We start from the raw sequence: 26258 nt of genomic DNA on the forward strand, positions 1-26258 counted from the left end.
ACTTTGTTGTAAGTGATCCATCCCTACTTCTCCGGGTAGGGAAGTAAACTACTCTTGAAGAATATTCCCCTGTTGGATGGGGAAACTTCAGTCATCAAAAATCAAACAAGTAGCTATCACTACTTATTTTATATGTAAAAGATTTCTTGTAACTGGTATTTCCCGCTCTTGCACAGCCGAACGATGAAACTTTTGCTGAAAAATACGCTCTTTTAAATAAATGCTTACTTATATTGCAATAACTTTAATTAAAACTCCTTAAACTATATATCATTGCAAAAAAATACGCGATACATGGATGGTTCCGCCAACAGCACAATTCAGGTTTACAACAAGCAAGTAAGCCTCCGGTTTCAGTTGTACAACAGCCTTTTCACGGCGCTGCCCTTCCACAGGGTGGAGAAAACGGGTGTGCTCCTGACTATTTTCCTGCTGCATTGCGAAGAAGGCTTTGCCAAGAACCAAAGCCCGGTAGAGATAATCGACTCTTTTTTCAAACAGCATACCTCGTATCAGAACGACCAGGAAATGGTGGACCTGCTGTTCCGTTTTGTGCAGTACACGGAGCGCCAGGTAGTGCTGTTCGACGCGCTTGAGGACGCCGCCTACCGCGATATTCATGATATGAACGGCCCGGGCACGCTGAAGCAGCTGCAGACGGAAGTGCTGCAGACAAAGAAAAAAGCGCAGCTGGCCGAGAAGCTGAAAGACTTCTCGGTGCGGCTGGTGCTCACCGCCCACCCCACCCAGTTTTATCCGAGCGAGGTGCTGGGCATCATCAACGACCTGTCGAAGGCGATGATGAACGACAACACCGCCCAGATCAACAGCTACCTGCGGCAGTTGGGGAAAACGCCGTTTTTTAAAAATGAAAAACCCTCGCCTTATGACGAGGCCATGAACCTGATCTGGTACCTGGAGAATGTGTTTTACCATGCGGCCGGCAACATCCTGTCATTCCTTAAGAATAATTTCCCGCACGAGGTAAGCCCAGGCAACCCGATTGTCCGCTTCGGCTTCTGGCCCGGCGGCGACCGCGACGGCAATCCTTTCGTGAACGCGTCCATCACCCTGAAAGTGGCTGAGGCGCTGCGGGGCGGCGCCCTGAAGTCCTACTACCTGGATGTGCGCCGGCTGAAGCGGCGACTCACCTTCAAAGGTGTCTCGAACGTGGTGCTGGCGCTGGAGCAGAAACTTTACAACAACCTGTTTGTGCCGAACCACGAGCTGGACATTTCCAAAGAGGAGATCATCTCGGCGCTGCAGCAGATACACACCATTCTGATAGAAGAGCACAACAGCCTGTTCCTGAGCATGGTGGAGAACCTGCTTCGGAAAGTGGAGTTGTTTGGCCTTTTCTTCGCCTCCCTGGATATACGGCAGGACAGCTCGGTGCATACCGAGCTTTTAGAGGTGCTGGCAGAGACATCGTCTGCAGTGCCCGCGAATTATGCTGCCCTTTCGGACAAGGAAAAGATTGCTGTGATGCTGCAGGTAAAAGAGGCCGTTGACCCATCGGGGCTGGAGAGTGAGTTGCACCGCGACGTGCTGCAAAGCATGGCCGCTATCAAAACCATTCAGCAGACGAACGGGGAGCAAGGCTGCCACCGCTACATTATCAGCCATAGCACCAGCGCCCTTGACGTAATGCAGGTATATGGCCTGTTCCAACTGGCCGGCTGGAAAAAGGATTCCCTCCCCGTGGACATTGTGCCGCTCTTCGAAACGATCGACGACCTGCAGCATGCCGCCGGTGTGATGAAAGACTTATATGAAACGGAGGCGTACCGCCAGCACCTGCAAAAGCGCGGCAACATCCAGACCATCATGCTGGGCTTCTCGGACGGCACCAAAGACGGGGGCTACCTGATGGCCAACTGGGGTATATATAAGGCAAAGGAAGAGCTGAGCGCCATCTCCAAGCAGTATGACGTGGAAGTTGTGTTCTTCGATGGCAGGGGCGGCCCCCCGGCAAGAGGCGGCGGGCAAACGCACCAGTTCTATGCCTCTATGGGGCCGAACATCTCCAATAAGGAAATACAGCTCACCATCCAGGGCCAGACCATCAGCTCTAACTTCGGGATAGTGGACGCTGCCCAGTATAACATAGAGCAGCTGATGCACGCCGGCATCCGGAACACGCTTTTCGCGTCAGAAGACGCCACGCTCACTGATAGTGAGGAAGAGCTACTGCAGTACCTCTCGAGCGAGAGTTTCGAGAAGTACAGCGCACTGAAAAACCATCCGAACTTTTTGGAGTACCTGAACTCCGCCAGTCCGCTGCGCTACTACGCCGAGGCAAACATTGGCAGCCGCCCTTCTAAGCGCAAACCGGGCAAGCTGAACCTGAACGACTTGCGGGCCGTGCCATATGTGGGGTCATGGAGCCAGCTGAAGCAGAACCTGCCGGGTTATTACGGCGTAGGCACCGCCCTGCAACGGCTGGAGGAAGCCGGTAGATGGGAGGAGGTTCAGCAGCTGTATGAACGTTCGCTGTTCTTCAAAACGCTGATGGATAACTGTGAGATGGCGATGACCAAGTGTTTCTTCCCGCTGACAGCCTTCCTGGCTAAGCACCCGAAATATGGGGAGCTGTGGAATATGATCTTTGAGGAGTTCCAGCTCACAAAGAGCTATATCCTGCGGTTGACAGGGGCTTCAGCACTGATGGAGGACAAGCCGGTGAATTTACTGTCGATCCAGATGCGCCAGCGCATAGAGTTGCCGCTCCTGACCATCCAGCAGTACGCCCTCACCAAAATACGGGAGATGGAGGAGCAAGGCGTACAGAGCCCGAGCAAGGCGATCTACGAGAAAATGGTGATGCGCTGCTCCTTCGGGATCATCAATGCGGAGCGGAACTCTGCATAACCTAATCGCTCTATTTTATATGTCCCTGTTGCCACCTGAAGCATGTGGCGGCAGGGACATATCTTTTTATGGCATATCATATTACAGGCAAACTGCTTGCCGCCGTGACACTCTGCAATCAAAGCCTTCATTCTATATAACCCAGATAGTTAGCTGTTCTATCCCTCCGAGGAGGGAAATCTCCTCATAAAAGGGGTATTATTCTCTCTTGGGAGAGTCAGGGGTGGGTTTCTGAATACTATAATTCAGGCAAGTTTATATATCGCAACTTGAGTTATATAAGCGCCCCCCCTTATCGTGCTATTCTCTGTAAATATGTTTAAACAATTGTCATAATATTGTTTGATTTTCTCTTACCTTTCCCTTTTACTACACCCCTGCTTATCCAGCATAAGTTTGTAACCTGGCGCTTGAATCAATCTTTATCTTTATTCCCTTATTTAATGAAAAAACTTTTACTTTCCGCCGCAGCTTGTCTTCTTTTCCTTGGAGAGGCCTACTCCCAGGGATGTGTGGCCATCAGGAGCAACGGGATGATGTCCTGTTCCATGGAGCATCCCGGTGAGGAAGCGGCCGCTTCTGGCTGGCAGCTCAACGTATCGCACCGGTATTTCAAATCCTTCAGGCATTTTAAAGGGGATGAAGAACAGAAGGAGCGCCTGATCGAGAACACCGAAGTCGTTAACTGGCAGCACAGCATGGACATTTCGGTGCTCCGCAACTTCAACAACAGGTGGTCCGTGAGTGTCGGGATCCCGTTGTTGGCCAACAAGCGGTCCTCGCTTTACGAGCACGGAAGGAAAGAGCGGCACAATAGCAACTCTGCTGGTATCGGGGATGCCCGGATTGTGGGGTATAAGTGGCTGCTTGATCCTGAGAAAGCCACCAAAGGCAACCTGCAGCTGGGCCTGGGTGTGAAACTGCCGACCGGCAATTATAACTACAAAGACAATTTTTATAACGTAGGCCCGGACGGCGGGGACGAAGAACGCCCTGTCGACCAATCAATCCAGTTGGGAGACGGAGGTGTCGGCGCCATCACGGAGTTGAACGGGTATTTTTTGCTTGGCAGTCACTTCAGCGCCTACGGCAATGTGTATTACCTCTTCAACCCGCGAGGCACAAACGGCACCCGCACCTACCGCGAGACGCTTTCCCCGCTGCGCGCCAATGAGGCCATCATGAGCGTAGCGGATCAGTATATGGTGAGGCTTGGCGTGAGCCACAGTTTCTCGGGTAAGTTACAGGGGCTGGTTACATCGTTGGGGGCCAGAATGGAAGGCGTGCCCGTGGAAGATGCCTTCGGCAGCAGCGAAGGCTTCCGACGCCCGGGATATGTACAGTCGCTTGAGCCGGGGGTAAGCTACCAGCTCCCGAAAGTCACCTTCTTTGCATCAGTGCCTGTTGCCTTTAAACGTGACCGCCTGCAAAGCGTAACCGACAAGGAAGTCAGCGCACAGACCGGCAACTATGTGCACGGCGACGCAGCTTTCTCTGATTATGCGCTCAACATCGGGGCATCCATCAGGTTGTAACCACGCTTGCCACGTCTGTTAGCGCATGCCGGTATATCGGTGGAATAACCTCCGGCTGCCATTTATACAGTTTCCGGCTGCACTTCTGAGCGTACACGCTCAGAAGTGCAGCCGGAATTTTTGATGCCCCTCCCCTACATCATCCGGGGCACTGCAGGAACCTTCCACAGGACACCTGACAGGCATATAAGCCATTACGCTATATATGCGGAAGTAAGCAACCCCACACCTCTCGTTGGGAAGCAACTACTCCAACTGCGGCGCTGCAACCGAATTGCGGCCTGCCTCTCTAAGGATTCCACCAGGTGCAACTGCGCACATTCAACCAGTTCGGTCGTCTAATTTAACATTCGAAACACCCGGCCAGAGGTAACTATAAGATGTGTTAGCTTTCCGGCTAAACCATCCAGGCAGGAATCCGGAAACGAAACATAAGCCATTTCTATAAATTGAACATTCCCAAGAAAGTGCTTAATGGATGCAACGCCTTATGTGAGCACTCCCCTTCTTTACTGAACTTGGCAGAACCCATCGGATGTTGACCATCAGAACCAATGTATTTTACAGTTTCTAAAAAAACCTTCAATAATCTGTTTTTACCATGCAGGCTTTAGTTTTGCCGCATTCTGCCTGAATTTTTCATATTTGGTTAGATATAGCGCCTCCTTTTTGACGAATTACTATCTAAAAACCCTGTTCTCATACGATATCTATAAATACTGATTTGTTTTTTTATGATTCCTGTAGTAAATTATGAATTCGTTTACACAAATAAGCAAGTGTTTACCTCAGTTTACAATAGATGAATCAAGACAAAACTATAAATGCCGGGTTGTACAGACCCGAGTTTGAGCATGACGCATGCGGGGTGGGATGTGTCGTTAATCTGAACGGGAAAAGAGCACACAGCATTGTGAAGGACGCCCTTACGATGCTCACAAACATGGAGCACCGTGGTGCAACAGGGAGTGATGCAGAGACAGGTGACGGTGCCGGCATTTTAGTGCAGCTCCCGCACGATTTCTTCCGGAAACAATTGAGTGAGTTCGCCATCAAGCTGCCGCAGGAAGGCGGCTATGGCGTCGGGATGATCTTTTTCCCTTCTTTGTATGAAGTGAGGGATAAGTGCCGCCAGATCATGAACCAGTGTATCCGGCAACTGGGTTTCGACCTGTTGGGTTACCGTTTGGTGCCGGTGAACGGCCGCGTACCCGGACACGAGGCCAAGGCGGTTGAACCCTATATAGAGCAGGTGTTTGTGCAGCCGGCCAACCCGGATATGAAGGAAGACGAGCTGGAGCGCAAGCTGTTTGTGCTGCGGAGCCTGATCACGCATGAGATCAAAAAGACGGTGAGCGGCGAGAACGGCACCTTTTTTATTGCCAGCCTCTCCTCGCGCACTATTATATATAAAGGCCAGTTGAAAACGGACCAGGTAGAAAAGTATTACCACGACCTGCGCCACCCCGACTTCAAGTCGGCCCTTGCTGTGGTGCACTCCCGTTTCTCCACCAACACCTTCCCGAACTGGAAGCTGGCACAGCCGTTCCGTTTCATTGCCCACAACGGCGAGATCAACACCATCCGCGGTAACGTCAACAAGATGAAGTCGAAGGAGGCGCTGATGAACTCCCCGCTCTTTACGGAGGAGGAGATGAAGTGGCTGCTGCCGATCACCAACCCGGAGAACTCTGACTCGGCCAACCTTGACGCGATGGTGGAGTTGTTGACCCTGGCTGGCCGGCCGCTCCCGCACGTGATGATGATGCTGGTGCCGGAGGCGTGGCAGGACAACCCCTTCATGGACCCCTATAAGAAAGCGTTCTATAAATACCACGCGGCCCTGATGGAGCCATGGGACGGCCCCGCCGCCCTGTTCTTTACCGACGGTACCCAGATCGGCGCCACATTAGACCGCAATGGCCTGCGTCCGGTGCGCTTCTGCATCACGCAGCAGGGCCGCCTGATCATGGCTTCCGAGGCAGGCGCCCTGCCGGTGAACCCCAAAGACGTGGTGCGCCGCGGCAGACTGCAGCCTGGCAAGATGCTGCTCGCCAACCTGGCGGAGAACAGGATATACGAGGACGAGGAAATTAAGCGCATGGTGTGTGACGATAAGCCGTACTTCGACTGGATACAGCAGAACCGCATTAAACTGCACCAGCGCCCCGAGCCTGACTACTGCCTGAACGCGGTGCAGCCGGAGGAACTCCAGAAAAAGCAGAAAGCCTACGGTTACACCTACGAGGACCTGAAGATGATCATCAAGCCGATGGCTACCTCTGGCAAAGAGCCACTGGGCAGCATGGGCTCGGATGCGCCACTGGCGGTGTTGTCGCTGCAAAGCCAGCATGTGTCCAACTACTTCAAGCAGCACTTCGCGCAGGTGAGTAACCCGCCGATCGACCCGATCCGGGAGCGTTTGGTGATGTCGCTGTTCACGCGCCTCGGCGAATCGCTGAACGTGCTGGACGAGACGGCGGCCCATACGCGCCAGATCCATATATCGCACCCGGTGCTGAGCCACGGCGATTACAACAAGATCATCAACCTGAAGAGCGAAGGCTTTGACCATGTCGTGATCAACGCCACCTTCCCGACCACGGAGAAGGGGTCGCTGCAGAAGGCACTTGACAAGATATGTGCAGAGGCGGAGGCCGCTGTGCGCGGTGGAAAGAAAATCCTGATCATCTCGAACCGGGACATTGGCGCCACCTGCGCCGCCATCCCGTCGCTGCTGGCGGTTGGGGCCATTCACCACCACCTCGTGGACAAGCGCATCCGCACGAAGACCGGTTTGGTGGTAGAGGCCGGGGATGCCTGGGAAACGCACCACTTCGCGACCATTATTGGCTACGGAGCCAGCTGCGTGTACCCTTATATGGTATATGACACCATCCAGAACATGCTGGAGCAGGACAAGCTGGACACTTCGGTGCCGTTCGCACAGTACGCCGACAACTTTATATATGCCGTGGGCAACGGCTTGCTGAAGATCCTTTCTAAGATGGGCATCAGCACGCTCCAGTCTTATCAGAGCGCGCAGATATTTGAGTGCCTCGGCTTCGGCCAGGAGGTGATGCAGAAGTGCTTCAAAGGCACCATCAGCCGACTGGAGGGCCTTAATTTTGAGGACCTTGAGAAAGAGGCCCTGACAAAGCACCAGTCTGCTTTCCTCAACAAGGATGTATTGCTGGAGACGGGCGGCTTCTTCCAGTGGAGAAGACGCGGGGAAGAGCACCTGCTGCGCCCCGAGGTGATCCACCTGCTGCAGAAATCCACGCGCCTGAACGATTTCCGCCTGTACCAGGAGTACTCGGCGCTGGTGCGCAAGCACCAGGAGTCGACGATCACGCTGCGTAACCTGTTCGAGTTCCGGAAGCGGCAATCGGTGCCAGTGGAGGAAGTGGAGCCGGTGGAGACTATCCTGAAGCGATTTGCAACCGGGGCTATGTCCTTCGGCTCACTATCGCACGAGGCGCACAGCACGCTGGCCATTGCCATGAACCGCATCGGCGGCAAGAGCAACAGCGGCGAGGGCGGCGAAGACGAGGCACGCTACATCATCAAACCTAACGGCGACTCTGAGCGGTCGGCCATCAAGCAGGTAGCCTCCGGGCGCTTCGGCGTGACGAGCCATTACCTGGCCAATGCCGATGAGATCCAGATAAAGATCGCCCAGGGGGCCAAGCCCGGTGAGGGCGGCCAGTTGCCGGGCCACAAGGTAGACAAATGGATTGCACGGGTGCGTCACTCTACGCCGGGCGTGGGGCTTATCTCGCCGCCGCCGCACCACGACATCTACTCGATCGAGGACCTGAAGCAGCTGATATATGATTTGAAGAACGCCAACCCGAACGCCCGCATCAATGTGAAGCTGGTTTCGGAGGCAGGCGTGGGCACGATCGCTGCCGGAGTGGCCAAGGCCAAAGCCGATGCCATCATGATCTCCGGTGCCGACGGTGGAACGGGTGCAAGCCCGCTGAGCTCTATCCGCCATGCCGGACTCCCCTGGGAGATCGGGCTGGCAGAGGCGCACCAGACGCTGGTTAAGAACAACCTGCGCAGCCGCGTGGTGCTGCAAACCGACGGCAAGCTGATGACAGGCTATGACCTGGCAGTCGCGACGCTGCTGGGGGCTGAGGAATACGGGGTAGCCACCGCCGCCCTGATTGTGGAAGGCTGTATCATGATGCGCAAGTGCCACCTGAACACCTGCCCTGTCGGTATCGCCACCCAGAACCCAGAGTTGCGCCAGCTGTTCACCGGGGAACCGGAGTACGTAGTGAACCTGTTCCATTTCCTGGCTGAAGAGCTGCGCCACATCATGGCTTCCCTGGGCTTCCGCACCATCAACGAGATGGTGGGCCAGACCCAGGTGCTGAAAGTGCGCAACGACCTGAACCACTGGAAGCTCAAGAACCTGAACTTCGCCCCGATCCTGCACCAGGAGGTGGCCCCCGGCAACGTGGGCATCTATCACCAGGTGCACCAGGACCACGACATAGAGCAGGTGCTGGACAGGAAGCTGATCCGCGACTTCAAGAAAGGGAAAACGGAGGTGGAACACCGCATCATCAATGTGGACCGCTCTGTGGGCGCCATGCTGTCGTATGAGGTGTCAGTGAAACACGGCAAAGAGGGGTTACCGGAAGACAGCTTCAAGGCCACTTTCCAGGGTTCTGCCGGACAGACCTTCGGCGGCTTCCTGGCCCCGGGCCTCACGTTCCGGCTCATCGGGGAGGCCAATGACTACCTGGGCAAAGGCCTCTCGGGCGGAAAGCTGATTTTGCAGCCGTTCGAAGGCACCACCTATGTGGCGCACGAGCACATCATTACAGGCAATGTGGCCATGTATGGCGCCACCTCCGGCACCGCCTATATCAACGGCATGGCCGGTGAGCGCTTCTGCGTGCGCAATTCGGGCGCAGAGGCAGTAGTGGAAGGAATCGGTGACCACGGCTGCGAGTATATGACCGGCGGAAAGGTGCTGGTGTTGGGCAACGTGGGCAAAAACTTCGCGGCAGGCATGAGCGGCGGAACGGCCTTCATATATGACCCGACGAACAGCTTCCCTGAACAGTGTAACCTCTCGATGGTGGACCTGGAGGAGCCGGATGACGCCGACCTGGCCTGGATAGAGCAGAAGTTGCGGGAGCATGTGGCCTATACCGGAAGTGTGCTGGCCCAGCAGATGCTGAAAGCCTGGCACGCCGACCAGAAGTTCTTCCATAAAGTAATGCCGCACGACCTGAAAAAGGCGCTGCAGGTAAAAGAAACAGAAATGATTAAAATAGTAGCCTGATGGGAAAAATAGATGGATTTCTGACTTACGACCGCGAGCTGCCGAAAGCGCGCGACCCGAAGGAGAGAATAAACGATTCGAACGAGATATATACCGCCTTCCCTGAGGAGAAGACGAAGGAACAGGCCATGCGCTGCATGGACTGCGGCGTGCCCTTCTGCCACAGCGGCTGCCCGCTTGGCAACCTGATCCCCGACTTTAACGACGCCGTGACGGAAGGGGAATGGGAACGTGCCGCACAGATTCTGTACAGCACCAACAATTTCCCGGAGTTCACGGGCCGCATCTGCCCTGCCCCGTGTGAGTCTAGTTGTGTGCTGTCCATTAACAAGCCCGCCGTTACCATCGAGCATATCGAGAAGGCGATTGCGGAGAAGTCTTTTGAGCTGGGGCTGGTAAAGCCGCAGCCGCCGAAGCGCCGCACCGGCAAGCAGGTCGCCATCATCGGTTCCGGTCCGGCCGGACTTGCCGCCGCTGCCCAGCTGAACCAGGCCGGGCACGAGGTGCACGTGTATGACAAGGACGACAAGGCTGGTGGCCTGCTGCGCTACGGTATCCCTGACTTCAAGCTGGAGAAATGGACCATCGACCGCCGTTTGGCCGTGATGCAGGAAGAAGGTATACACTTCCATTTGGGAGTGGAAATCGGCAAGGAAACCTCGCTAAGAAAACTACACCGAAAATACGATGCCGTGCTGGTTGCCATCGGCTCCACCAAACCGCGTGTGCTTAACATTCCCGGTAACGACCTGGAAGGCATCCGTTTCGCAATGGACTACCTGACGCTGCAAAACCGCCGCGTGGCCGGTGAAACAATACCTGCGGAAGAAGACCTGCACGCCCGCGACAAGCACGTGCTGGTGATCGGCGGCGGCGACACCGGCTCCGACTGCGTGGGCACGGCCAACCGTCACTTTGCCCGCTCCATCAGCCAGTTGCAGTACCGCACCATGCCTTCCACAACGCGTGCACCGCACAACCCGTGGCCGGAGACGCCGATGACCTATACCTCGTCGAGCTCCCATGAAGAAGGGTGCGAGCGTAGCTGGGGTTGGCTGACAAAGGAATTCATCGGAGACGAGAATGGCCATGTTACGGGCCTGAAGGTGGTGGAACTGGAGTGGAAAAACGGCCGGGAGTATACCGAAAAGCCGGATAGCGCGCGGATTCTGCCCTGCGACCTCGCCCTGATCGCGATTGGGTATGACCGCCCGATGTACGATGCCTTCCAGGCCAGCTATGACTTTGAGTTTGACCAGCGCGGCAACTTTAAGCTAAAGGAATGGCAGACCAACGTGCCGGGAATTTTCGCTGCCGGGGATGCTTTCCGCGGTCAGTCGCTGGTGGTATGGGCCATTTCGGACGGCCGCGAGGCCGCGCGTGCCATTGATATATACCTGATGGGCGCCTCTGATCTGCCCTCAAAAGAGCTCTCCAAACTGATGCTGGGAAGCTAACATTTTGATAAATATATTACTGTTGGTGCGCGTACTGCGCCAACAGTTTAAAAAAAAGCCGCTGTGTCTCCGTACACGGCGGCTTTTCTTATTTCAGCCTGTCGTTACCCCCACTCCGATATCCTCCGCGACTGCATCTGCACTACAAAAAAGCCTGCGGCCAAAGCAGTACTTGCTGTAGCTGCCTTCCAAAACGGGCATTCCCCTTTGATACCCTATAGCGCTGCGTGCACTTATTTTGAGTGCGGAGTCACTTTTCACCCATCTGATTACTCCCAGCCAGGCCCAGTAACGTATAGCTAGTTTTAAGAATGGTGCAATTTCCTCCTTGGCATTCCATGGCATTGTCAACAAGGTTTCAGATGGCTGTTTAAGAAGTACTTCCAAATACATGTATGAAAATAGTAGAGCTTAAAATTATGCGTGGGCCAAACTACTGGTCCATCAAGCACCCCAAGATCATCGTCCTGAAACTAGACCTGGAGGATCTGCAGGATGTGTTGACGAATGAGGTGCCGCAACTGCCCCAGAAACTGCAGAAGCTTTTCCCGGGCATGGTGAAGCACCGCTCCTCCGTCGGCACCGAAGGCGGCTTTTTCCGGCTGGTGCGCGAGGGTACCAGTTTGAGCAAGGTGGTGCAGCACATCGCCCTGGAGTTGCAGACCATGGCGGGCATGGAGAGCGGGTATGGCCGGCGCTACGCGGCCAATGACCCGGGAATGGATTGGGTGGTGTTCTCTTACCAGCAGGAACGCGCCGGGGAGTATGCAGCCGAGGCGGCCGTGCGCATTGCGGAGGCGCTGGCGAAGGGGGAGCGCGTGAGTGTGATACAGGACATCGCGAAGCTACACCAGATCCGGGAGGACGAGTATTTCGGGCCCAGCACCGAGGCAATTATCCAGGAGGCGGTGTCGCGCAACATTCCCTATATCCAGAACAAGAAAAGTGGTTATATCCATTTAGGTTACGGCGTGAACCAGCAGCGCATGCAGGCTGCCATGACAAACAAGACGTCTTTTTTCGGGGTAGAGTGCGCCGGCGACAAGAACACAACCAAGCTCATACTGGATGAGGCTGGCATTCCGGTACCACAGGGCTCCATTGTATACAATGCCGCAGAGCTTGAAAAGGCCGTGGAGGAGCTTGGGTACCCGCTAGTGACGAAACCGCTCGACGGCAACCAGGGCAAGGGGGCCAGTATCTATATACAGCACTGGAAAGACGCGCTCAAAGGGCTTGCTGAAGCGCAGCGATTTTCTGAGGCCGTAATGGTAGAGCAGTTTATCGAAGGTGCCGACTACCGCCTGCTCGTGATAGACGGCAAGTTTATAGCGGGGGCCAAACGTACCCCCGCCATGGTGACGGGCGACGGGCAGTCAACCATCCGGCAACTGGTGAATGCCGTGAACAAAGATCCGCGAAGGGGCGTTGGCCATGAAAAGGCGCTGACCCATATCAAGATAGACAAGATAACAAGGGGCATCCTGCGGGAAAAGGGGCTCACGCTGCAGTCTGTGCTCCCGGAGGGCGAAACGCTGTACCTGAAGAACACCGCGAACCTGAGCACAGGCGGCACCGCCACCGACGTGACGGACATCGTGCACCCTTACAATGTGCTGATGGCGGAGCGGATCGCAGGCATCGTGGGGCTGGATATATGCGGCATCGACGTGATGACTTCCGACATCGCCATCCCGCTCCCGGAAACAAGGGGGGCCGTGATTGAAGTGAACGCAGCCCCCGGCCTGCGCATGCACATCTCCCCCACCGAAGGTTTGCCTCGTAATGTGGCGGACCCGATCATTAACATGATGTTCCCCTATGGCTGCCCTTCCCGTATCCCCATTATTGCGGTAACCGGCACCAACGGCAAAACCACTACCACGCGCCTGATCGCGCATATGCTGAAGTTCAAAGGCCACAAAGTAGGCTACACCACAACAGACGGCATCTATATACAGGACAGGAAAATCATCAAAGGCGACACCACCGGTTCGTTCAGCAGCGAGTTTGTGCTGAAAGACCCCACCGTGAACTATGCCGTACTGGAGTGCGCGCGGGGTGGCCTGCTTCGCTCGGGCCTCGCCTTTACGCAATGCGACATCGGGATCGTGACAAACGTTTCCGATGACCACCTCGGACTTAAAGACATAAACACCGTGGAGGAAATGGCAGAAGTGAAGGCCGTTATCCCCAAAACGGTTTGTGCAAGCGGTTACGCCATTCTCAACGCCGACGACGATCTGGTATATAACATGGCGAACGGGCTTCGCTGCAAAGTGGCATTATTCAGTATGGACGAGAACAATGCCCGCATTAGGGATCATATAGCGAAGGGCGGCCTGGCTGCGGTGTTTGAGGACGGGTATATTTCCATTTTCAAAAATACCTACAAGATACGGGTGGACCGGGTAGCCGATGTGCCGCTGACTTTCGGGGGCAGGGCTATTTTTAACATTCAGAATGTGCTGGCCGCCACACTGGCCGGCTATATATCCCACCTCGAGATCGGCGAGATCAAGACAGCCCTGCGCACCTTCATTCCCTCCGCCGAAATGACACCGGGCCGCATGAACCTGTTCCAGCTGCCAAAATATGATGTCCTGATCGACTATGCCCACAATACCGCCGGCATGCTGGCTATCAGCGACTTTATCAACAAGGTGCAGGCGCATCATAAGATCGGTATTGTGGCAGGCATCGGGGACAGGCGGGACGAGGACACGCGGGAAGTAGGCCGCATCGCCGCCGAAGTGTTTGACGAGATCATCATCCGGCAAGACACGGACCTACGGGGCAGCAGCGGAAAAAAAATAAATTCGCTGCTGAAAGAAGGTATTTTCTTAGTGAAACCAGAGTTAGAGCCGAAGGAGATAAACCAGGAAATGCGGGCACTCGCCTATGCGCTGGAATATGCACCGGAAGGTGCGTTTATCACGCTTTTTGCAGAGAACATTCCGGAGGCCGTAAAGCTGGTGGAGAGTTTCCGGATTATACAGCACCGCAAGCAGGCAACGGATCAGTTAAGTTAAGGGAAGCGGAAGCACAGCGGAAGCAGAGGAATCACACCCCATGCTTCCGCTGAGAGCTGATATGGATTCTGTAGGGCAATATATACCTATGGAGGCGTATATTAGTATATTTCTTTAGGAGTCTCATTAAAGTGCGACCCGAGTCATTTACTCGAATAGCTTAATACTTAATGTTTTTAGTTTTTTGTGTAAATGGACGTAACGGCTTTGCTATAAGATGGCGAAGCTAACTTATAGTTTTTGTTGTACGGAGCCTTCTATTATTATAGGCTCAAAATAAGTAGCTTTAATTTTTTCATCTTCTAAAACTTCCTTCAAGTCTTCACGCACCACTACTGTCAATGGCCTTGCAAACCGAACAACTCTGTTGTCAACTTTAACTTTATTCGATAGACCTACGCATTCCCAAGACTTCATTAAAAGCGAGTTTGATAGTTTGTTTATATCCTTGTATTCATACCTCAATACAACAGGTTCTATTATAGTTGGCGTTCCGGCTAATTTTCCTACTATAACGTCATTGAAGTAGCCATCCCGATGGCAAACAGGACATTGCCCTTCAGTGACATACCCTGTTGATGATTCCTTGAATTTTGGTAAAGTTTCATTTGCATACAAGTGATAAAAGCCCAGAGGATTGTTTTTTGTATCTACTACTTGTAATAATTCAAACTCAGGCAGCTTTTCTTTTACCCTCTTATAAAAATTTTTCGATAGTATTAAATCACCATCTTTAGTTTCAAAAAGGTCTTTTTTGGTTTTGGCTATGCCTCTCGCTTTTAAGTTATGTTTTATTTCTGCACCTGTTCCGCACGCACAACAGGCATGGTGAAAGCTGTATTCTGTCTCACACGGTTCGCCACTTTCTCCATGCTGGCCCCCTCCGTGAGATAAGATGTAATATTTCATTGATAAAGTGAGGTTGCGTACAACGGCCGGGTGCATGCGGAGCCTTTAGCGCTATCGAAGTTTGAGCATGCATTGGGTTGGCACATGTTTTTCTAATCTGGTCACCTTCTGATTTTTATTGGAGCTACTGAACTGTCGCTGCTCAAAATAATAAAGTAATTGTCAGTCATCAATAGTTTATCTGGCCAATTCTCAGGTTTATCAGAATAGGAAAGGAACACAGTATCCTTTTTTATTTCATAAATTCCTTCAGCACTTCCAAGGCCAAGCTCTAAATTAAATTCCCCATTATCATAAAGTACGACTTGCTGGGTTCCTACCATCAAATCATCTAAACCAGAGTATTTTACTTCTCTGTTCTCACAAGAAGTGAGAATAAAGATTAACCCTATTTGAATTAATAATTTCATACTTCCAAATATGTGCCAACGTTTTGTACATAAAACGAGCAAGGCGTAGCCGAAGCATGGTTTATGTGCCGTGTTAGGTGGTTTAATTTTAAGCTTAACAACATGGACAGGTGTTTTACAGTGACGAGATGTATCAGGCTTGTCTTTCACTAACTAAGCCTCTTCACGACTAATGACCTTAATTCTTTTCCACTGGTTTTTTAACACCTCCTTATAGATTTCTGCTGAAAAACCACCACACATTAAGCCACACATATACCCATGTTCAGTCAAAGCAAACCTTCCATCTCTGGAGAATATTGGCGGGTCAATAAAGTAGACCCACCCATCAAAGTGCCTGTTGTACTTTGTCCAACTGATACCGCCCCTTTCTGTAAGTACAAGAGCCAAAGAGTCATATGGTACGGGGATAGGCTTCCCCTTTTCCTTTATGTCAAGTTTGAAGCTATTCGCTGCCTCAATCTGGCCTATTATATACTCACGTTCGCCTTCCCCTACCAAATCTATAAATGCTTCTACCGCATAATTTGAATATCCTGATTCAAGCGGGCGGCTGTTGTGGATTTCAAACAAAAGGAAGTGCTCTGATTGTATACTATAGGTACTGTCAAATACTTCTGAGTTGGCTAAGAATGAAATAAATTCATTACCTTTAGCATATAACTCTTTAAGCTGGGCTTCATTGAAAATCACTTTTTTTGCTTGCTCATCGTGATTATGAACTTCATCAGTATGTTCTTCTTTGTTTATCCCACAGCTTAGTAACATTATAGATATAAAGGAGACAAGGACATTCAAGCACTTCATCGGAAGATTTAAAAATTTATTTTTTTATACCACCTAACGTGCGGATATAAGTGAACATAAGCTTATCTGCACTATGGATGGAGGTTTCTTGGTATGCTGCTGCCTCTGTTTTTCAAAGCCTTTCGGCTGTTGTCTAATGCTCTCATTACAGTATAAGCATACAACAATATAGGAAATTCTATAGAACCTACGGCTTCTTTTGTCCCTATTTAGGGGTATTGTGCTAAAGAATTTCAAATAGTGTAGTATTAGTATTGGCTTCGCTGGCTCGTACCGCTTGTTTGGCAGCCTTTCCGCTATGTTTAGCTAAGATGCCGGTCAGTAAAGGCGGTACGGTTGCAAAGTTTTCTCTTTGATAACCATTCAGCATATTGCTACTATCCGATTATAAACGGATAAAATCGCCTGATGTACTTTGCATACGGGAGCGTGCGGCAAAATTTTATGAGGGCATTTTCTTTAGGGCGCGACACGGGCAATACCGGTCCTGTTTTTATAAGAAATGAAACACATGGCAGGTAAACTTTCCCAGGATAGTGCATTGGAGCCTGAAGAGTTGCCCCGCTTAAATGGCTATGTAAACAGGTTCTCGCTTTTCGTACAGTGGGTGCTGCTGCTACACCACCGCCTTGTGCGATATAGTTTCCTCCACGGGGATATTCTCCTGCTTGTTGCCTACTATAAAACGGTTGCCGGTGTCATAGGTGAAATAGCTCCAGAGCCAGTTCATGGTCACCACCAGCTTGTTGCGGAAGCCGACCACTGAGATGAGGTGGATGAACATCCAGATGAGCCAGGCGGTGAAGCCCTGTGTTTTAATCTCTTTTTTAAACAGCTTCAGGTCCGCCACGGCGCGGTTTCGCCCAATGGTAGCCATCGCGCCTCTGTCGTTGTAATCAAACGCTTTCATAGGTTTACCGGCCAGCATATGGCAGATATTCTCCCCTAAGAGGCGGCCCTGCTGCATGGCCGGTTGCGCCAGCATGGGGTGTCCCTGCGGGTTCGCTTCCGTCACCATGGCGGCAATGTCGCCGATGGCGAAAATATCATCGTAACCAGCCACGCGGTTGTGCACGTCCACCAGGAGCCTGTTCCCTTTCAGGATGCTTTCTGGCTTGATACCGCTGACCGGGGCACCCGACACGCCAGCCGCCCAGATCACGGTGCGGCTGATCATGGTCTCCCCCGAATCAAGGTATACGGTATAGCCGTCATAGGATTTCACGCGGCGGTTGAGCCACACCTTCACCCCAAAGTCCTCTAAAAATTTCAACGCTTCGCGCGACGCCTCCTCCGACATGCCCTTCAGTAAAACAGGGCCGCTCTGCACCAGGTGGATGTCCATTTCGCAGAAGTCGAGTTCTTTATAGTCCTTCGGGAACACATGCTTCCGCAACTCGCTCAGCGCCCCGGCCAGTTCTACTCCTGTCGGGCCGCCCCCCACTATCACATAGTCCATCAGGCTGTTTATCTGCTCTTCGTCCGCTACCTGCAGCGCCTTCTCGAAGTTCTGCAGAATGGTGTTGCGGAGTGTCAGCGCATCTTCCAGGCTCTTCATCGAGATTGCCTTCGCCTCCATCTCCTTATCCCCGAAAAAGTTAGAAGTAGCGCCGGTTGCCAGCACCAGGTAGTCATATTCGATCAGCCCGATAGAGGTTTCCACCATACGTTTTTCCGTGTCTATCTGCTGCACATCCGCCAGGCGGAAGTAGAAGTTCTCCTGGTCGTTGAATATTTTGCGGAAGGGATGAATGATGGAATCCGCCTCTACCCCCGCCGTGGCCACCTGGTAAAGCAGCGGTTGAAAAGTGTGGAAATTCTCCCGGTCCACCAACACCACCTGCACATCGGCCCCGCGCAGGGACTTCGCCAACTCAATTCCCCCAAAGCCTCCCCCGATAATGAGCACGCGCGGCTTCCCGATATGTTCTATCCTCGTATGTTGTGTCATATATAAAATGATGTGCCAGACAGCTCGGCTCTCCTCATTGTCTCGCTGGTATATGCTTTGGAAATACTGCGGCCACTGGCTGCGATTCCCGCATATTACTACGCACGGAGGCTGTTGCTGTTATGATGGAAGAAGTAGTATGCAGGAAGGGAAATCAGAAAAGAGCGATGAAGGTCATGGCAATAGCATGCTGCTTGTGCGCCAGCAGCAGTAACTTGGGCCGAAAAGAAAGGAGGCTGGTTTAACACCAGCCTCCTTTCTTTTCTAAACTCTTGTGTCAAGGTTCTTCCCCAGGTCTGTCACCTGCTGCATGAATGCGTCGATTGTCTCATCCGCATATGGGCCGTAGGCGTCGGCGATAGTTCCTTTAAGGCCAGAGCTGGTTTCCAGCACATACAGGATAGACATATCATCGGGGTTACTCTCCCCTTCGAACCGGTAGAAATTTACGATCTGAACCTGGTCGTGCATAAACTGCTGTTTGTCATCCAAAGTGCTGAGCCTGCCATCATCCGTTACCTTGAAGTCCTGAATATATCCTTCTTTCTGCACCTGCGCCAGCACCGTGACAAGAGGCGTGAGTTCAACCTTATCCTGCATAGTTTTCTTTAATTAGTCTGAGGGAAATATAACCTATACGCAGAAACTGCAGGAACATAGAACTAGGCCACAGGAAAGAACTGAAATGCAGGGTACAATTCATATATAAACAGCCGCCCCAGTCACACAATTTCAGTCCAGCATACTGATTCCTATATAGCTGTAGGTGCTATATATAACGCCATGAAACCATAGCTGCTTAGCAGACAGACGATCAGTCTTTCAACAGTGCGGCCACTATCCTCTCGCAGATTTCATGCGTCAGCAGGGCGTCCTTTGCCGTGATTTTCGGGGCTGCACCGCTGTCCACTGCCGTGATAAAATCAGCCACTATCTGCTCAAAGCCCCGCTTGTGCAGGGTAGGCTCCCAGTCGCTGCTGCCCAGCCTGAGTTCATCTGTTCCTTTACGGACTATTATATCCGAAACCTGGCACGCGATCCGTTTCTCGGCAGAACTCATTACCTCTACCCGTTCCTCAGTAGTGCCGCTGTCGCGGTTCATGATGCCAATGGCCGTGGCACTTTCAGATATAAACTGCACCGTTACGTGGTGCAGCAGGCCATCCTCTACTCTGCCACTCACCCGCAGTTCCTCCACCGGGTAAGGGAAAAGGAAGCGCAGCGTATCCACCACATGAATGAAGTCGTCGAAGATAAAGGTACGCACATCGGCAGGCTGGGCCGCACGGTTTTTCTGCATCAGCACCATATTGGGCGCTTCGAGTTCTTTCAGCTTCCGGTAAGCCGGCGCATATCTCCTGTTGAAGCCAGCCATCAGGATCAGGTTCTTTTCTTCAGCCAGTTCCACGAGGTACTTTGTGGAGGCATACTCGTAGGTGATCGGTTTGTCGACGTACACGTGGATGTGGTGGCGCAGAAGCGTTTCGACCAGGCTGGCATGGGCATCTGTGGCCCCATGCACAAACGCCCCTTTGATACCGCTGTTCAGCAGCGCGTCCAGGCTTTGGTGCAGGTGACTGAACCTGTACTGCTGCCCGGTGCGGGCAAGCTTGTCCTGGTTACGGGTATACAGGTGCAGTTCCACCCCTTCCCGTCTTCCCACTACCGGCAGGTACGCCTTGCTGGCGATGTCCCCTATCCCGATGATCCCTAGTTTTAACATTTTTCTTGCTTCTATAGGCGCTGCCCCTGCTATACCCGCACGACATGGGTTAAATTGTTAGCAGGTTATATAGCCGGATTATAGTATATAGGTTAAACGCTGTGCCAACCAGCGATTCTTTCCCCCTAAGCTATGTGGATCTAAAAGAGGCTTCTCAGGCGCTCGGCACTGGTTTCCGGGGTAATATCGCGTTGCGGGTCGCCCATCATCTCGTAGCCCACCATAAACTTTTTGACGGTGGCGGAGCGGAGCAGCGGCGGGTAAAAGTGCATGTGCAGGTGCCAGCCGGGGTGCTCCTGCCCGTCGGTGGGGCTTTGGTGGATACCGGCAGAATAAGGAAACGACACATTAAACACCCTGTCATAGGCCATCGTCAGTTGTCTGATCGCCTCGGCGAACGCGTTTTTATCGGCATCGTCCATCTGCCCGATGTGCTGGAGATGGCGCCGCGGCAGGATCATTGTCTCAAAAGGCCAAACAGCCCAGAACGGCACCAGCACCACAAACAGGTGGTTCTCATATATAATCCTGGTTTTCTCCTCCAGTTCTATCTCCAGGTAATCCTGCAGCAGGCTGCGCTGGTTTTTTTTATAGTAGGCTGCCTGGTGCTGCGTCTCTTTGGCCGGGCCGGCGGGGATAGAGCTCTGCGCCCATATCTGGCCGTGCGGGTGCGGGTTGCTGGCGCCCATGACCTGCCCCTTGTTCTCAAAAATCTGCACATGGTTAACGAAGTCCAGCATGCCCAGCTCTTCGTACTCCTGCTGCCACAGGTCCACCACTTTCCGGATATCCTCCACGGCCATGTCCGACAGCGTGAGGTCGTGGCGCGGCGAGAAGCAGACCACCTTGCAGATGCCCCGCTCACTTTCAGCCCGCAGCAGGCTACCCCTTGTGAAAGCGCCGGCAGGCGTGCCTGGCTGAAGCGCCGCAAAGTCATTGTCGAAGGCATAGGTGGATTTGTAGTCCGGGTTGTGCTCGCCGTTGGCCCGCTCGTTGGTGGGGCACAGGTAGCAGGTGGGGTCATATTCCGGCCGGTTTTCCTTGGGCATCTCCTCCTCCTGCCCCTGCCAGGGCCGTTTTGCCCTGTGCGGCGAAACCAGTATCCACTCACCTGAGAGTGGGTTGTATCTGCGGTGCGGATGTTCCGCTAAATCAAAAGTTGTCATGGCACATTGTCGTTTTGATGGAAGGCCGCAGCGGGAGCCGTGGCACAGGTTTAAGTTTTACGCGGCGAAGCTGCTTCCGTCCACGATCTCGGCTATATATGTTTTAAGCGTAATGCCGAACCGCTGCCGGTAGGCCTGCTCCATCTGCTGGACAAACGCATCGATGGCATCCACCTGCACCAGGTTAATGGTACAGCCCCCAAAGCCGCCACCCATCATGCGCGCACCCAGCACCGCGTCCGATTCCCTTGTCTGGTCCACCAGGAAATCCAGTTCCGGGCAGCTCACCTCGTAATCATGCTGCAGCCCCTCGTGCGAGGCATACATCTTTTGCCCGAAGGCTTTCATATCGTCGTTCGCCAGATCGGCGCAGGCGGCCTCCACCCGGTTGTTCTCGCTCACCACGTAGGTGCAGCGCCTGTACACCACCGGGTCAAACTCCTGCTGGTGCTGCGCGAGCATGTCGAGCGTGGCGTCGCGCAGGCTTAGCACCTCGGGATGATGCCTGTGCAGGATGGCCACGCCCGCCTCGCACTCCTGGCGGCGCGTGTTGTATGCGGAGGAGGCCAGCGAGTGCTTTACCTGCGTGTCGCAAAGCACGATGCGGTAATGGGCCATGGCGAGGTGGTAGTACTCGTACTCGAGCGAGCGGCAGTCGAGTTTGATGGCGTGATCCTGCTTGCCGAACATACTGGCGAACTGGTCCATGATGCCGCACATCACCAGGGCGTACTCGTGCTCCGCCTTCTGGGCCATCTTCACCAGCGTCAGCTTTTCGATGCCGAAGCGGAAGATCTCGTTCAGGCCAAAGGCCATCCCGCACTCTACGGCAGCCGACGAGGAAAGCCCGGCGCCGATCGGAATGTTGCCGCCGAAAACCAGGTCGAAGCCCTCCACGTGGTGCTTCGCCCGCTGCAGTTGCGCTACCACCCCCAGCAGGTAGTTGGCCCAGGCAATCTCCGAGCGTTGCACATGGCCTAAATCAAACTCGGCGTGTTCCTCCAGGTTATAGGAGTAGGCACGGAGGCTGTTTGTGCCGTTTGGGGCGATGGCGAAAAAAATCTCCTTGTTAATGGCCGCAGGCAGCACAAAGCCTTCGTTGTAATCGGTGTGCTCGCCGATCAGGTTCACCCGGCCCGGTGAGCGCACCACCACCGGCTCCTGCTTATATAACTCCCTGAATTTTGCTGTAATCTCGTTTAACATAGTTATCGGGCTTTCGTGAGGCTGCCGCAGCAACCTGCCTGGTTCTTTTATATATACCGTTAAAGCTACTAAAATTATTCATATATGAGTGGCCGCGCCTATAGCAGCTCATGCAGAGTTAAAACAAGGTTAGAGGCTTGTCATCCCGTGCTGCTATTTTCGCACGTAATTAACTCACAAAACACACCCCTTGTGCCTTGCCAGCAGTTCCTTCACGCACCGCTCTGACTATTTTGAGAGGCCGGTCACCTTGCTTCACCCTTAACTTTTTTATTGCTCCCGGCTGTTTCTGTGTCTTGTTTCCTTGCGCTAAACGGCACAAAAGCAGCGCAAACCTTCCAGAAGTCGTCAAACGCGCGTGGTGAAGGTGGAACGTGGCGCCTTATGCTCCGTATATGTCTGAAGTTTTAAATAAAAACAGACCATGGATATAGAAATCATACATGATGAGGAAGATCTCCGCTTTTACGCCGTAATAGCCGGAGACGAGGCCGAGCTTACATACACTTACCCGGAAAGCGGTGTGATGGACTTCGACCACACCTTTGTGCCGGAGGACGCGCGCGGCAATGGACACGCTGACAAACTCGTTAAAACAGGGTTGGAATACGCCCGTTCCCAAAACTATCTGATCGTGCCTTCCTGCCCGGTGGTGGGGGCTTTCATCAAGCGCCACCCGCACTACGAGGACCTGGTGCAACCGGAGTGATTTTTCGCAAACGTTTTGATTTAACCGAAGCCGGGCCTAAACAGCCCGGCTTTTTAATTTACTCTCATTTCCATAGCCAATCCATCCGAAGAAGCTTTGCCAGGATTGCCATATATACACCTGTTCAACAACCAATGCTTCGGGAGAATTCAGTAATCGACACAGGAGCAACCTACTGCTTTTATTGTCCACGCTTTATATATAGCCTATTGTCCAGGTCTGACTTGTACTCCTGTTTGGCATAACCCTTGCAAAAGCATAATTTCGGGCCTGCATCGCTTCCCGCCACAGGAGCCTGCCTCTATTTAAATTTACCGACAGTGGCTGCACATCAAGCATCATGAAGAAGAAATTTTCTACAACTGCGCTCGTCCGCTTGCTTTTAGGGGCAGTTTTGAGTTTGGTTACAGCGCAGGCACACGCGCAGGCTCCTGCCTTCACCCGACAGGACACGCTGCGGGGCAGCATTACGCCGGAGCGCGCCTGGTGGGATCTCTCCTATTATCACCTTGACATTGCCGTGAATCCGGCTGACAGCACCATACGGGGAGTAAACACTATTCAGTACGAAGTGCTGGAGCCGCAGCAGCGGATGCAAATTGACCTGCAGGCCCCCATGCGGATGGAGAAAGTGGTGCAGAACGGAAAGGAACTGTCGGTGCAGCAGGACGGGAATGCTTATTTCGTACAACTCACGGAGCCGCAGCAGCCGGGCGCAGTGAACAAGGTGCAGGTGTACTATGGCGGCAAGCCGCAGGTGAGCGAGAACCCGCCGTGGAGCGGGGGCATCACCTGGCGCTATGACGCAAACGGGAAGCCGTTCGTGGCGAACTCGAACCAGGGTGACGGCGCCAGCCTGTGGTGGCCCTGCAAAGACCATATGTATGATGAGCCCGACAGCATGCTCATCAGCGTGCAGGTGCCCAAGGGGTTGATGGATGTGTCGAACGGGCGCCTGCGCCGCGTGGACCGGCACCCGGACGGCTCCAGCACCTACCACTGGTTTGTGAGCAACCCCATCAACAATTATGGCGTGAACGTGAGTGTGGCCGATTATACCCACTTCTCCGAAAAATACCCGGGCGAGAAAGGCCCCTTAGACTGCGACTACTATGTACTGCGCGGCAACCTCGACAAGGCAAAAAAGCAGTTTAAGGATGTGGGGCGTATGCTGCAGGCTTTTGAGCATTGGTTTGGCCCCTACCCCTTTTATGAGGATGGCTACAAACTGGTGGAGGTGCCGTACCTGGGTATGGAGCACCAGAGCGCTGTCACCTATGGCAACGGCTACCAGAACGGCTACCGGGGCCACGACCTGAGCGGGTCAGGCTGGGGCAGGAAATTCGACTATATCATCATCCATGAATCGGGGCACGAATGGTTTGCCAACAACATCACCTATAAAGACTATGCGGACATGTGGATACACGAAAGCTTCACCACCTACTCCGAGAACCTTTTCGTGGACTATCATTATGGCAAGGAGGCAGCGGCCGAATATGTGATCGGGCAGCGCGCCCACATCCAAAACGACCGCCCTATTATTGGTCCTTATAACGTGAACCATACCGGTTCCGGCGACATGTACTACAAGGGAGCGAACATGCTGCACACCCTGCGCCAGATCGTGAACGACGATGAGAAGTGGCGCGGCATCCTGCGCGGGCTCAACAAAGATTTCTACCACCAGACCGTCACCACCGCCGAGATAGAGGATTACCTGAGCGAGCACACCGGCCGGGATCTGAAGCCTTTCTTTGACCAGTACCTGCGCGACGTCAGAATTCCCAAACTGGAATACCACGCGGATGGGAAGAAGATCATGTACCGCTGGAGCAACAGCGTCGCCGATTTTGCAATGCCCGTGAAGGTGACGGTAGATGGCAAAGAGAAATGGCTGGAGCCCAGCACTAACTGGCAGGAAATGAAAGTCGCCTCCAGTAAAGCCAGGCTGGAAGTAGATCCCAATTTTTACGTAACCGCCGCAAAAGTAAACTCGATCTGATACCCATATCCGGTGGTTCATGCGCGTTCCGTATAACCTGTCGGCAGACTCCTCTCCCCGGAAGGGTGGGTTCTGTAGAACAATTGTGCGCGCAGGATGCAGGTGCGAGTGGTATGTGTAATTCATAACGCCCGCATGGAATCATGCATGTTTGGTTAAGAAATTGACCTTCAAATATATAATCACCTGTATCTCATTCTATGCCTCTTTAAGGATGTTGGTAATTTAAAGGGTATTGTGAGCCGTTCGTCCAGCTGCTAAGGAGGATGAACGGTTTTTCTTTTCCTTGCGCTCTTACGCCACTCCCACCTCCCTTTCCCCAGGAAGTGCTGTTCCGCAACAGGTGTTGTGAAGGTGTGCTATAGATCCAACCGGCAAGTCTCAACACGGCGGTCACATAGCCTCGCGTATATATACTTATTATCCAGCATTAAATGGTATTTGCGCTGAATAAGTAACCACTTTTGTCTAATATGACAGCAGTCTTCCGTATGGGCCGTACAAGCATATTGTACGTAGCAAGGTACCGTCGGAACGGTTTTTTAGGTTGGTTAAAACCTCTCTTCGGTATCGCTTCATGCACTTTGCAACTTACAAGCTCAGTACGTAGGGTGGGCCGCCGATGATGGGTGCTTGAGGTGGCCTCACCCTATCGTACATCCTTCAGCCCAACCTGCTCTCGCACCTTCTGTCGGCTTAACCATAACTCCAGACGATCAGAAACAACCTACAGACAACCTCTATATTCCTGAATTTTAGCTTTTTACAATATTATTCTTTATTATGGGTCTTTAAGCAGAGGCTAGACGATGGCTGTAACTGTGCAGGAGGTTCAGGATTGTTTTTTTATAACTGCGAACGGCTGTTTTGATGTGGAGGATTGTCGCCAGCTGAAGCAAGCTATTGCAGCAGCAAAGGCAGCCGGCATCAGCAACGTGCTGGTGGACTGCGAACGTTTAACGGCTGTCACAACGGGCGCTTTGCGTGAAGTGCTCTCCCAGACCAGCGCCGCCGAGGTGGCGGGCATCAACCTTCTATTTTACGGGGTACAGCCTAAAATCCAGGAAATTATCGACAAAACAGGTCTGAATAGCGTATTACGTATTGTTCAGGGCTTGCAAGAGGCTTACTTCTACTGCAGGAAACATTCATCATAGTTTATTCAATTTTGA

Annotated in this window: 16 protein-coding genes; 8 read left to right on the forward strand and 8 right to left on the reverse strand. The window is 52.9% G+C overall.

Annotation, left to right across the window (positions count from 1 at the left end; all coding sequences use genetic code 11):
* Nucleotides 1–294: 294 nt before the first annotated feature.
* The 5 genes from ABD920_RS02800 to cphA all read left to right on the forward strand — a co-directional run bounded on the left by ABD920_RS02800 (nucleotide 295) and on the right by cphA (nucleotide 14200).
* Complete coding sequence (locus tag ABD920_RS02800) at nucleotides 295–2871, forward strand: phosphoenolpyruvate carboxylase (protein ID WP_345156627.1); 2577 nt, start codon at nucleotides 295–297, stop codon at nucleotides 2869–2871.
* Nucleotides 2872–3314: 443 nt separating this feature from the next.
* Complete coding sequence (locus ABD920_RS02805; protein ID WP_345156628.1) at nucleotides 3315–4406, forward strand: hypothetical protein; 1092 nt, start codon at nucleotides 3315–3317, stop codon at nucleotides 4404–4406.
* An 802-nt stretch (nucleotides 4407–5208) separates the two neighbouring features.
* Entirely contained in the window at nucleotides 5209–9711 is a 4503-nt protein-coding gene (gltB, locus tag ABD920_RS02810) for a glutamate synthase large subunit (protein WP_345156629.1), read from the forward strand.
* Nucleotides 9711–11168: a glutamate synthase subunit beta gene (locus tag ABD920_RS02815; protein WP_345156630.1), complete on the forward strand. Its 1458-nt coding sequence runs from the start codon at nucleotides 9711–9713 to the stop codon at nucleotides 11166–11168. Before gltB ends, ABD920_RS02815 begins: the two co-directional genes overlap by 1 nt.
* A 395-nt stretch (nucleotides 11169–11563) precedes the next feature.
* Nucleotides 11564–14200: a cyanophycin synthetase gene (gene cphA, locus ABD920_RS02820; RefSeq protein WP_345156631.1), complete on the forward strand. Its 2637-nt coding sequence runs from the start codon at nucleotides 11564–11566 to the stop codon at nucleotides 14198–14200.
* Nucleotides 14201–14431: 231 nt separating this feature from the next.
* Here the strand turns inward: cphA and ABD920_RS02825 are convergent, their stop codons facing one another.
* The 8 genes from ABD920_RS02825 to ABD920_RS02860 form a co-directional block, all read right to left on the reverse strand.
* Nucleotides 14432–15109, reverse strand: a complete 678-nt coding sequence (locus ABD920_RS02825) for a hypothetical protein (RefSeq protein ID WP_345156632.1) — start codon at nucleotides 15107–15109, stop codon at nucleotides 14432–14434.
* A gap of 101 nt (nucleotides 15110–15210) precedes the next feature.
* Nucleotides 15211–15669, reverse strand: a complete 459-nt coding sequence (locus tag ABD920_RS02830) for a hypothetical protein (protein ID WP_345156633.1) — start codon at nucleotides 15667–15669, stop codon at nucleotides 15211–15213.
* 3 nt (nucleotides 15670–15672) lie between these two features.
* Nucleotides 15673–16317, reverse strand: coding sequence for a hypothetical protein (locus tag ABD920_RS02835; protein WP_345156634.1), 645 nt, complete (start codon nucleotides 16315–16317; stop codon nucleotides 15673–15675).
* A gap of 625 nt (nucleotides 16318–16942) precedes the next feature.
* Complete coding sequence (locus ABD920_RS02840; protein WP_345156635.1) at nucleotides 16943–18277, reverse strand: NAD(P)/FAD-dependent oxidoreductase; 1335 nt, start codon at nucleotides 18275–18277, stop codon at nucleotides 16943–16945.
* A 264-nt stretch (nucleotides 18278–18541) separates the two neighbouring features.
* A complete protein-coding gene (locus tag ABD920_RS02845; RefSeq protein ID WP_345156636.1) occupies nucleotides 18542–18877 on the reverse strand; it encodes a hypothetical protein in 336 nt (111 codons plus the stop codon).
* Between the two features lie 214 nt (nucleotides 18878–19091).
* Entirely contained in the window at nucleotides 19092–20000 is a 909-nt protein-coding gene (locus ABD920_RS02850) for a Gfo/Idh/MocA family protein (protein ID WP_345156637.1), read from the reverse strand.
* A gap of 140 nt (nucleotides 20001–20140) precedes the next feature.
* The gene (locus tag ABD920_RS02855; protein ID WP_345156638.1) at nucleotides 20141–21166 is read right to left on the reverse strand and encodes a UDP-glucose--hexose-1-phosphate uridylyltransferase; all 1026 of its coding nucleotides are present in this window, start codon (nucleotides 21164–21166) and stop codon (nucleotides 20141–20143) included.
* Nucleotides 21167–21223: 57 nt separating this feature from the next.
* The gene (locus ABD920_RS02860) at nucleotides 21224–22372 is read right to left on the reverse strand and encodes a galactokinase (RefSeq protein ID WP_345156639.1); all 1149 of its coding nucleotides are present in this window, start codon (nucleotides 22370–22372) and stop codon (nucleotides 21224–21226) included.
* A gap of 424 nt (nucleotides 22373–22796) precedes the next feature.
* On the opposite strand from ABD920_RS02860, the gene ABD920_RS02865 reads away from it, so the two are divergent.
* From ABD920_RS02865 to ABD920_RS02875, 3 genes are all read left to right on the forward strand, one after another.
* A complete protein-coding gene (locus ABD920_RS02865; protein WP_345156640.1) occupies nucleotides 22797–23081 on the forward strand; it encodes a GNAT family N-acetyltransferase in 285 nt (94 codons plus the stop codon).
* 340 nt (nucleotides 23082–23421) lie between these two features.
* Complete coding sequence (locus tag ABD920_RS02870) at nucleotides 23422–25086, forward strand: M1 family metallopeptidase (protein ID WP_345156641.1); 1665 nt, start codon at nucleotides 23422–23424, stop codon at nucleotides 25084–25086.
* An 809-nt stretch (nucleotides 25087–25895) separates the two neighbouring features.
* Nucleotides 25896–26243, forward strand: a complete 348-nt coding sequence (locus ABD920_RS02875) for an STAS domain-containing protein (protein ID WP_345156642.1) — start codon at nucleotides 25896–25898, stop codon at nucleotides 26241–26243.
* The last annotated feature ends 15 nt before the right edge of the window (nucleotides 26244–26258 follow it).

Origin of the sequence: Pontibacter saemangeumensis (genome assembly GCF_039541895.1) — a bacterium.
Lineage (GTDB): Bacteria > Bacteroidota > Bacteroidia > Cytophagales > Hymenobacteraceae > Pontibacter > Pontibacter saemangeumensis.

Bases quoted from the DNA above. Each gene is read 5' to 3' on its own strand.
- ABD920_RS02800 (WP_345156627.1), top strand. From the start codon at position 295: ATGGATGGTTCCGCCAACAGCACAATTCAGGTTTACAACAAGCAAGTA.
- ABD920_RS02805 (WP_345156628.1), top strand. From the start codon at position 3,315: ATGAAAAAACTTTTACTTTCCGCCGCAGCTTGTCTTCTTTTCCTTGGA.
- gltB (WP_345156629.1), top strand. From the start codon at position 5,209: ATGAATCAAGACAAAACTATAAATGCCGGGTTGTACAGACCCGAGTTT.
- ABD920_RS02815 (WP_345156630.1), top strand. From the start codon at position 9,711: ATGGGAAAAATAGATGGATTTCTGACTTACGACCGCGAGCTGCCGAAA.
- cphA (WP_345156631.1), top strand. From the start codon at position 11,564: ATGAAAATAGTAGAGCTTAAAATTATGCGTGGGCCAAACTACTGGTCC.
- ABD920_RS02825 (WP_345156632.1), bottom strand. From the start codon at position 15,109: ATGAAATATTACATCTTATCTCACGGAGGGGGCCAGCATGGAGAAAGT.
- ABD920_RS02840 (WP_345156635.1), bottom strand. From the start codon at position 18,277: ATGACACAACATACGAGGATAGAACATATCGGGAAGCCGCGCGTGCTC.
- ABD920_RS02845 (WP_345156636.1), bottom strand. From the start codon at position 18,877: ATGCAGGATAAGGTTGAACTCACGCCTCTTGTCACGGTGCTGGCGCAG.
- ABD920_RS02850 (WP_345156637.1), bottom strand. From the start codon at position 20,000: ATGTTAAAACTAGGGATCATCGGGATAGGGGACATCGCCAGCAAGGCG.
- ABD920_RS02855 (WP_345156638.1), bottom strand. From the start codon at position 21,166: ATGACAACTTTTGATTTAGCGGAACATCCGCACCGCAGATACAACCCA.
- ABD920_RS02860 (WP_345156639.1), bottom strand. From the start codon at position 22,372: ATGTTAAACGAGATTACAGCAAAATTCAGGGAGTTATATAAGCAGGAG.
- ABD920_RS02865 (WP_345156640.1), top strand. From the start codon at position 22,797: ATGGATATAGAAATCATACATGATGAGGAAGATCTCCGCTTTTACGCC.
- ABD920_RS02870 (WP_345156641.1), top strand. From the start codon at position 23,422: ATGAAGAAGAAATTTTCTACAACTGCGCTCGTCCGCTTGCTTTTAGGG.
- ABD920_RS02875 (WP_345156642.1), top strand. From the start codon at position 25,896: ATGGCTGTAACTGTGCAGGAGGTTCAGGATTGTTTTTTTATAACTGCG.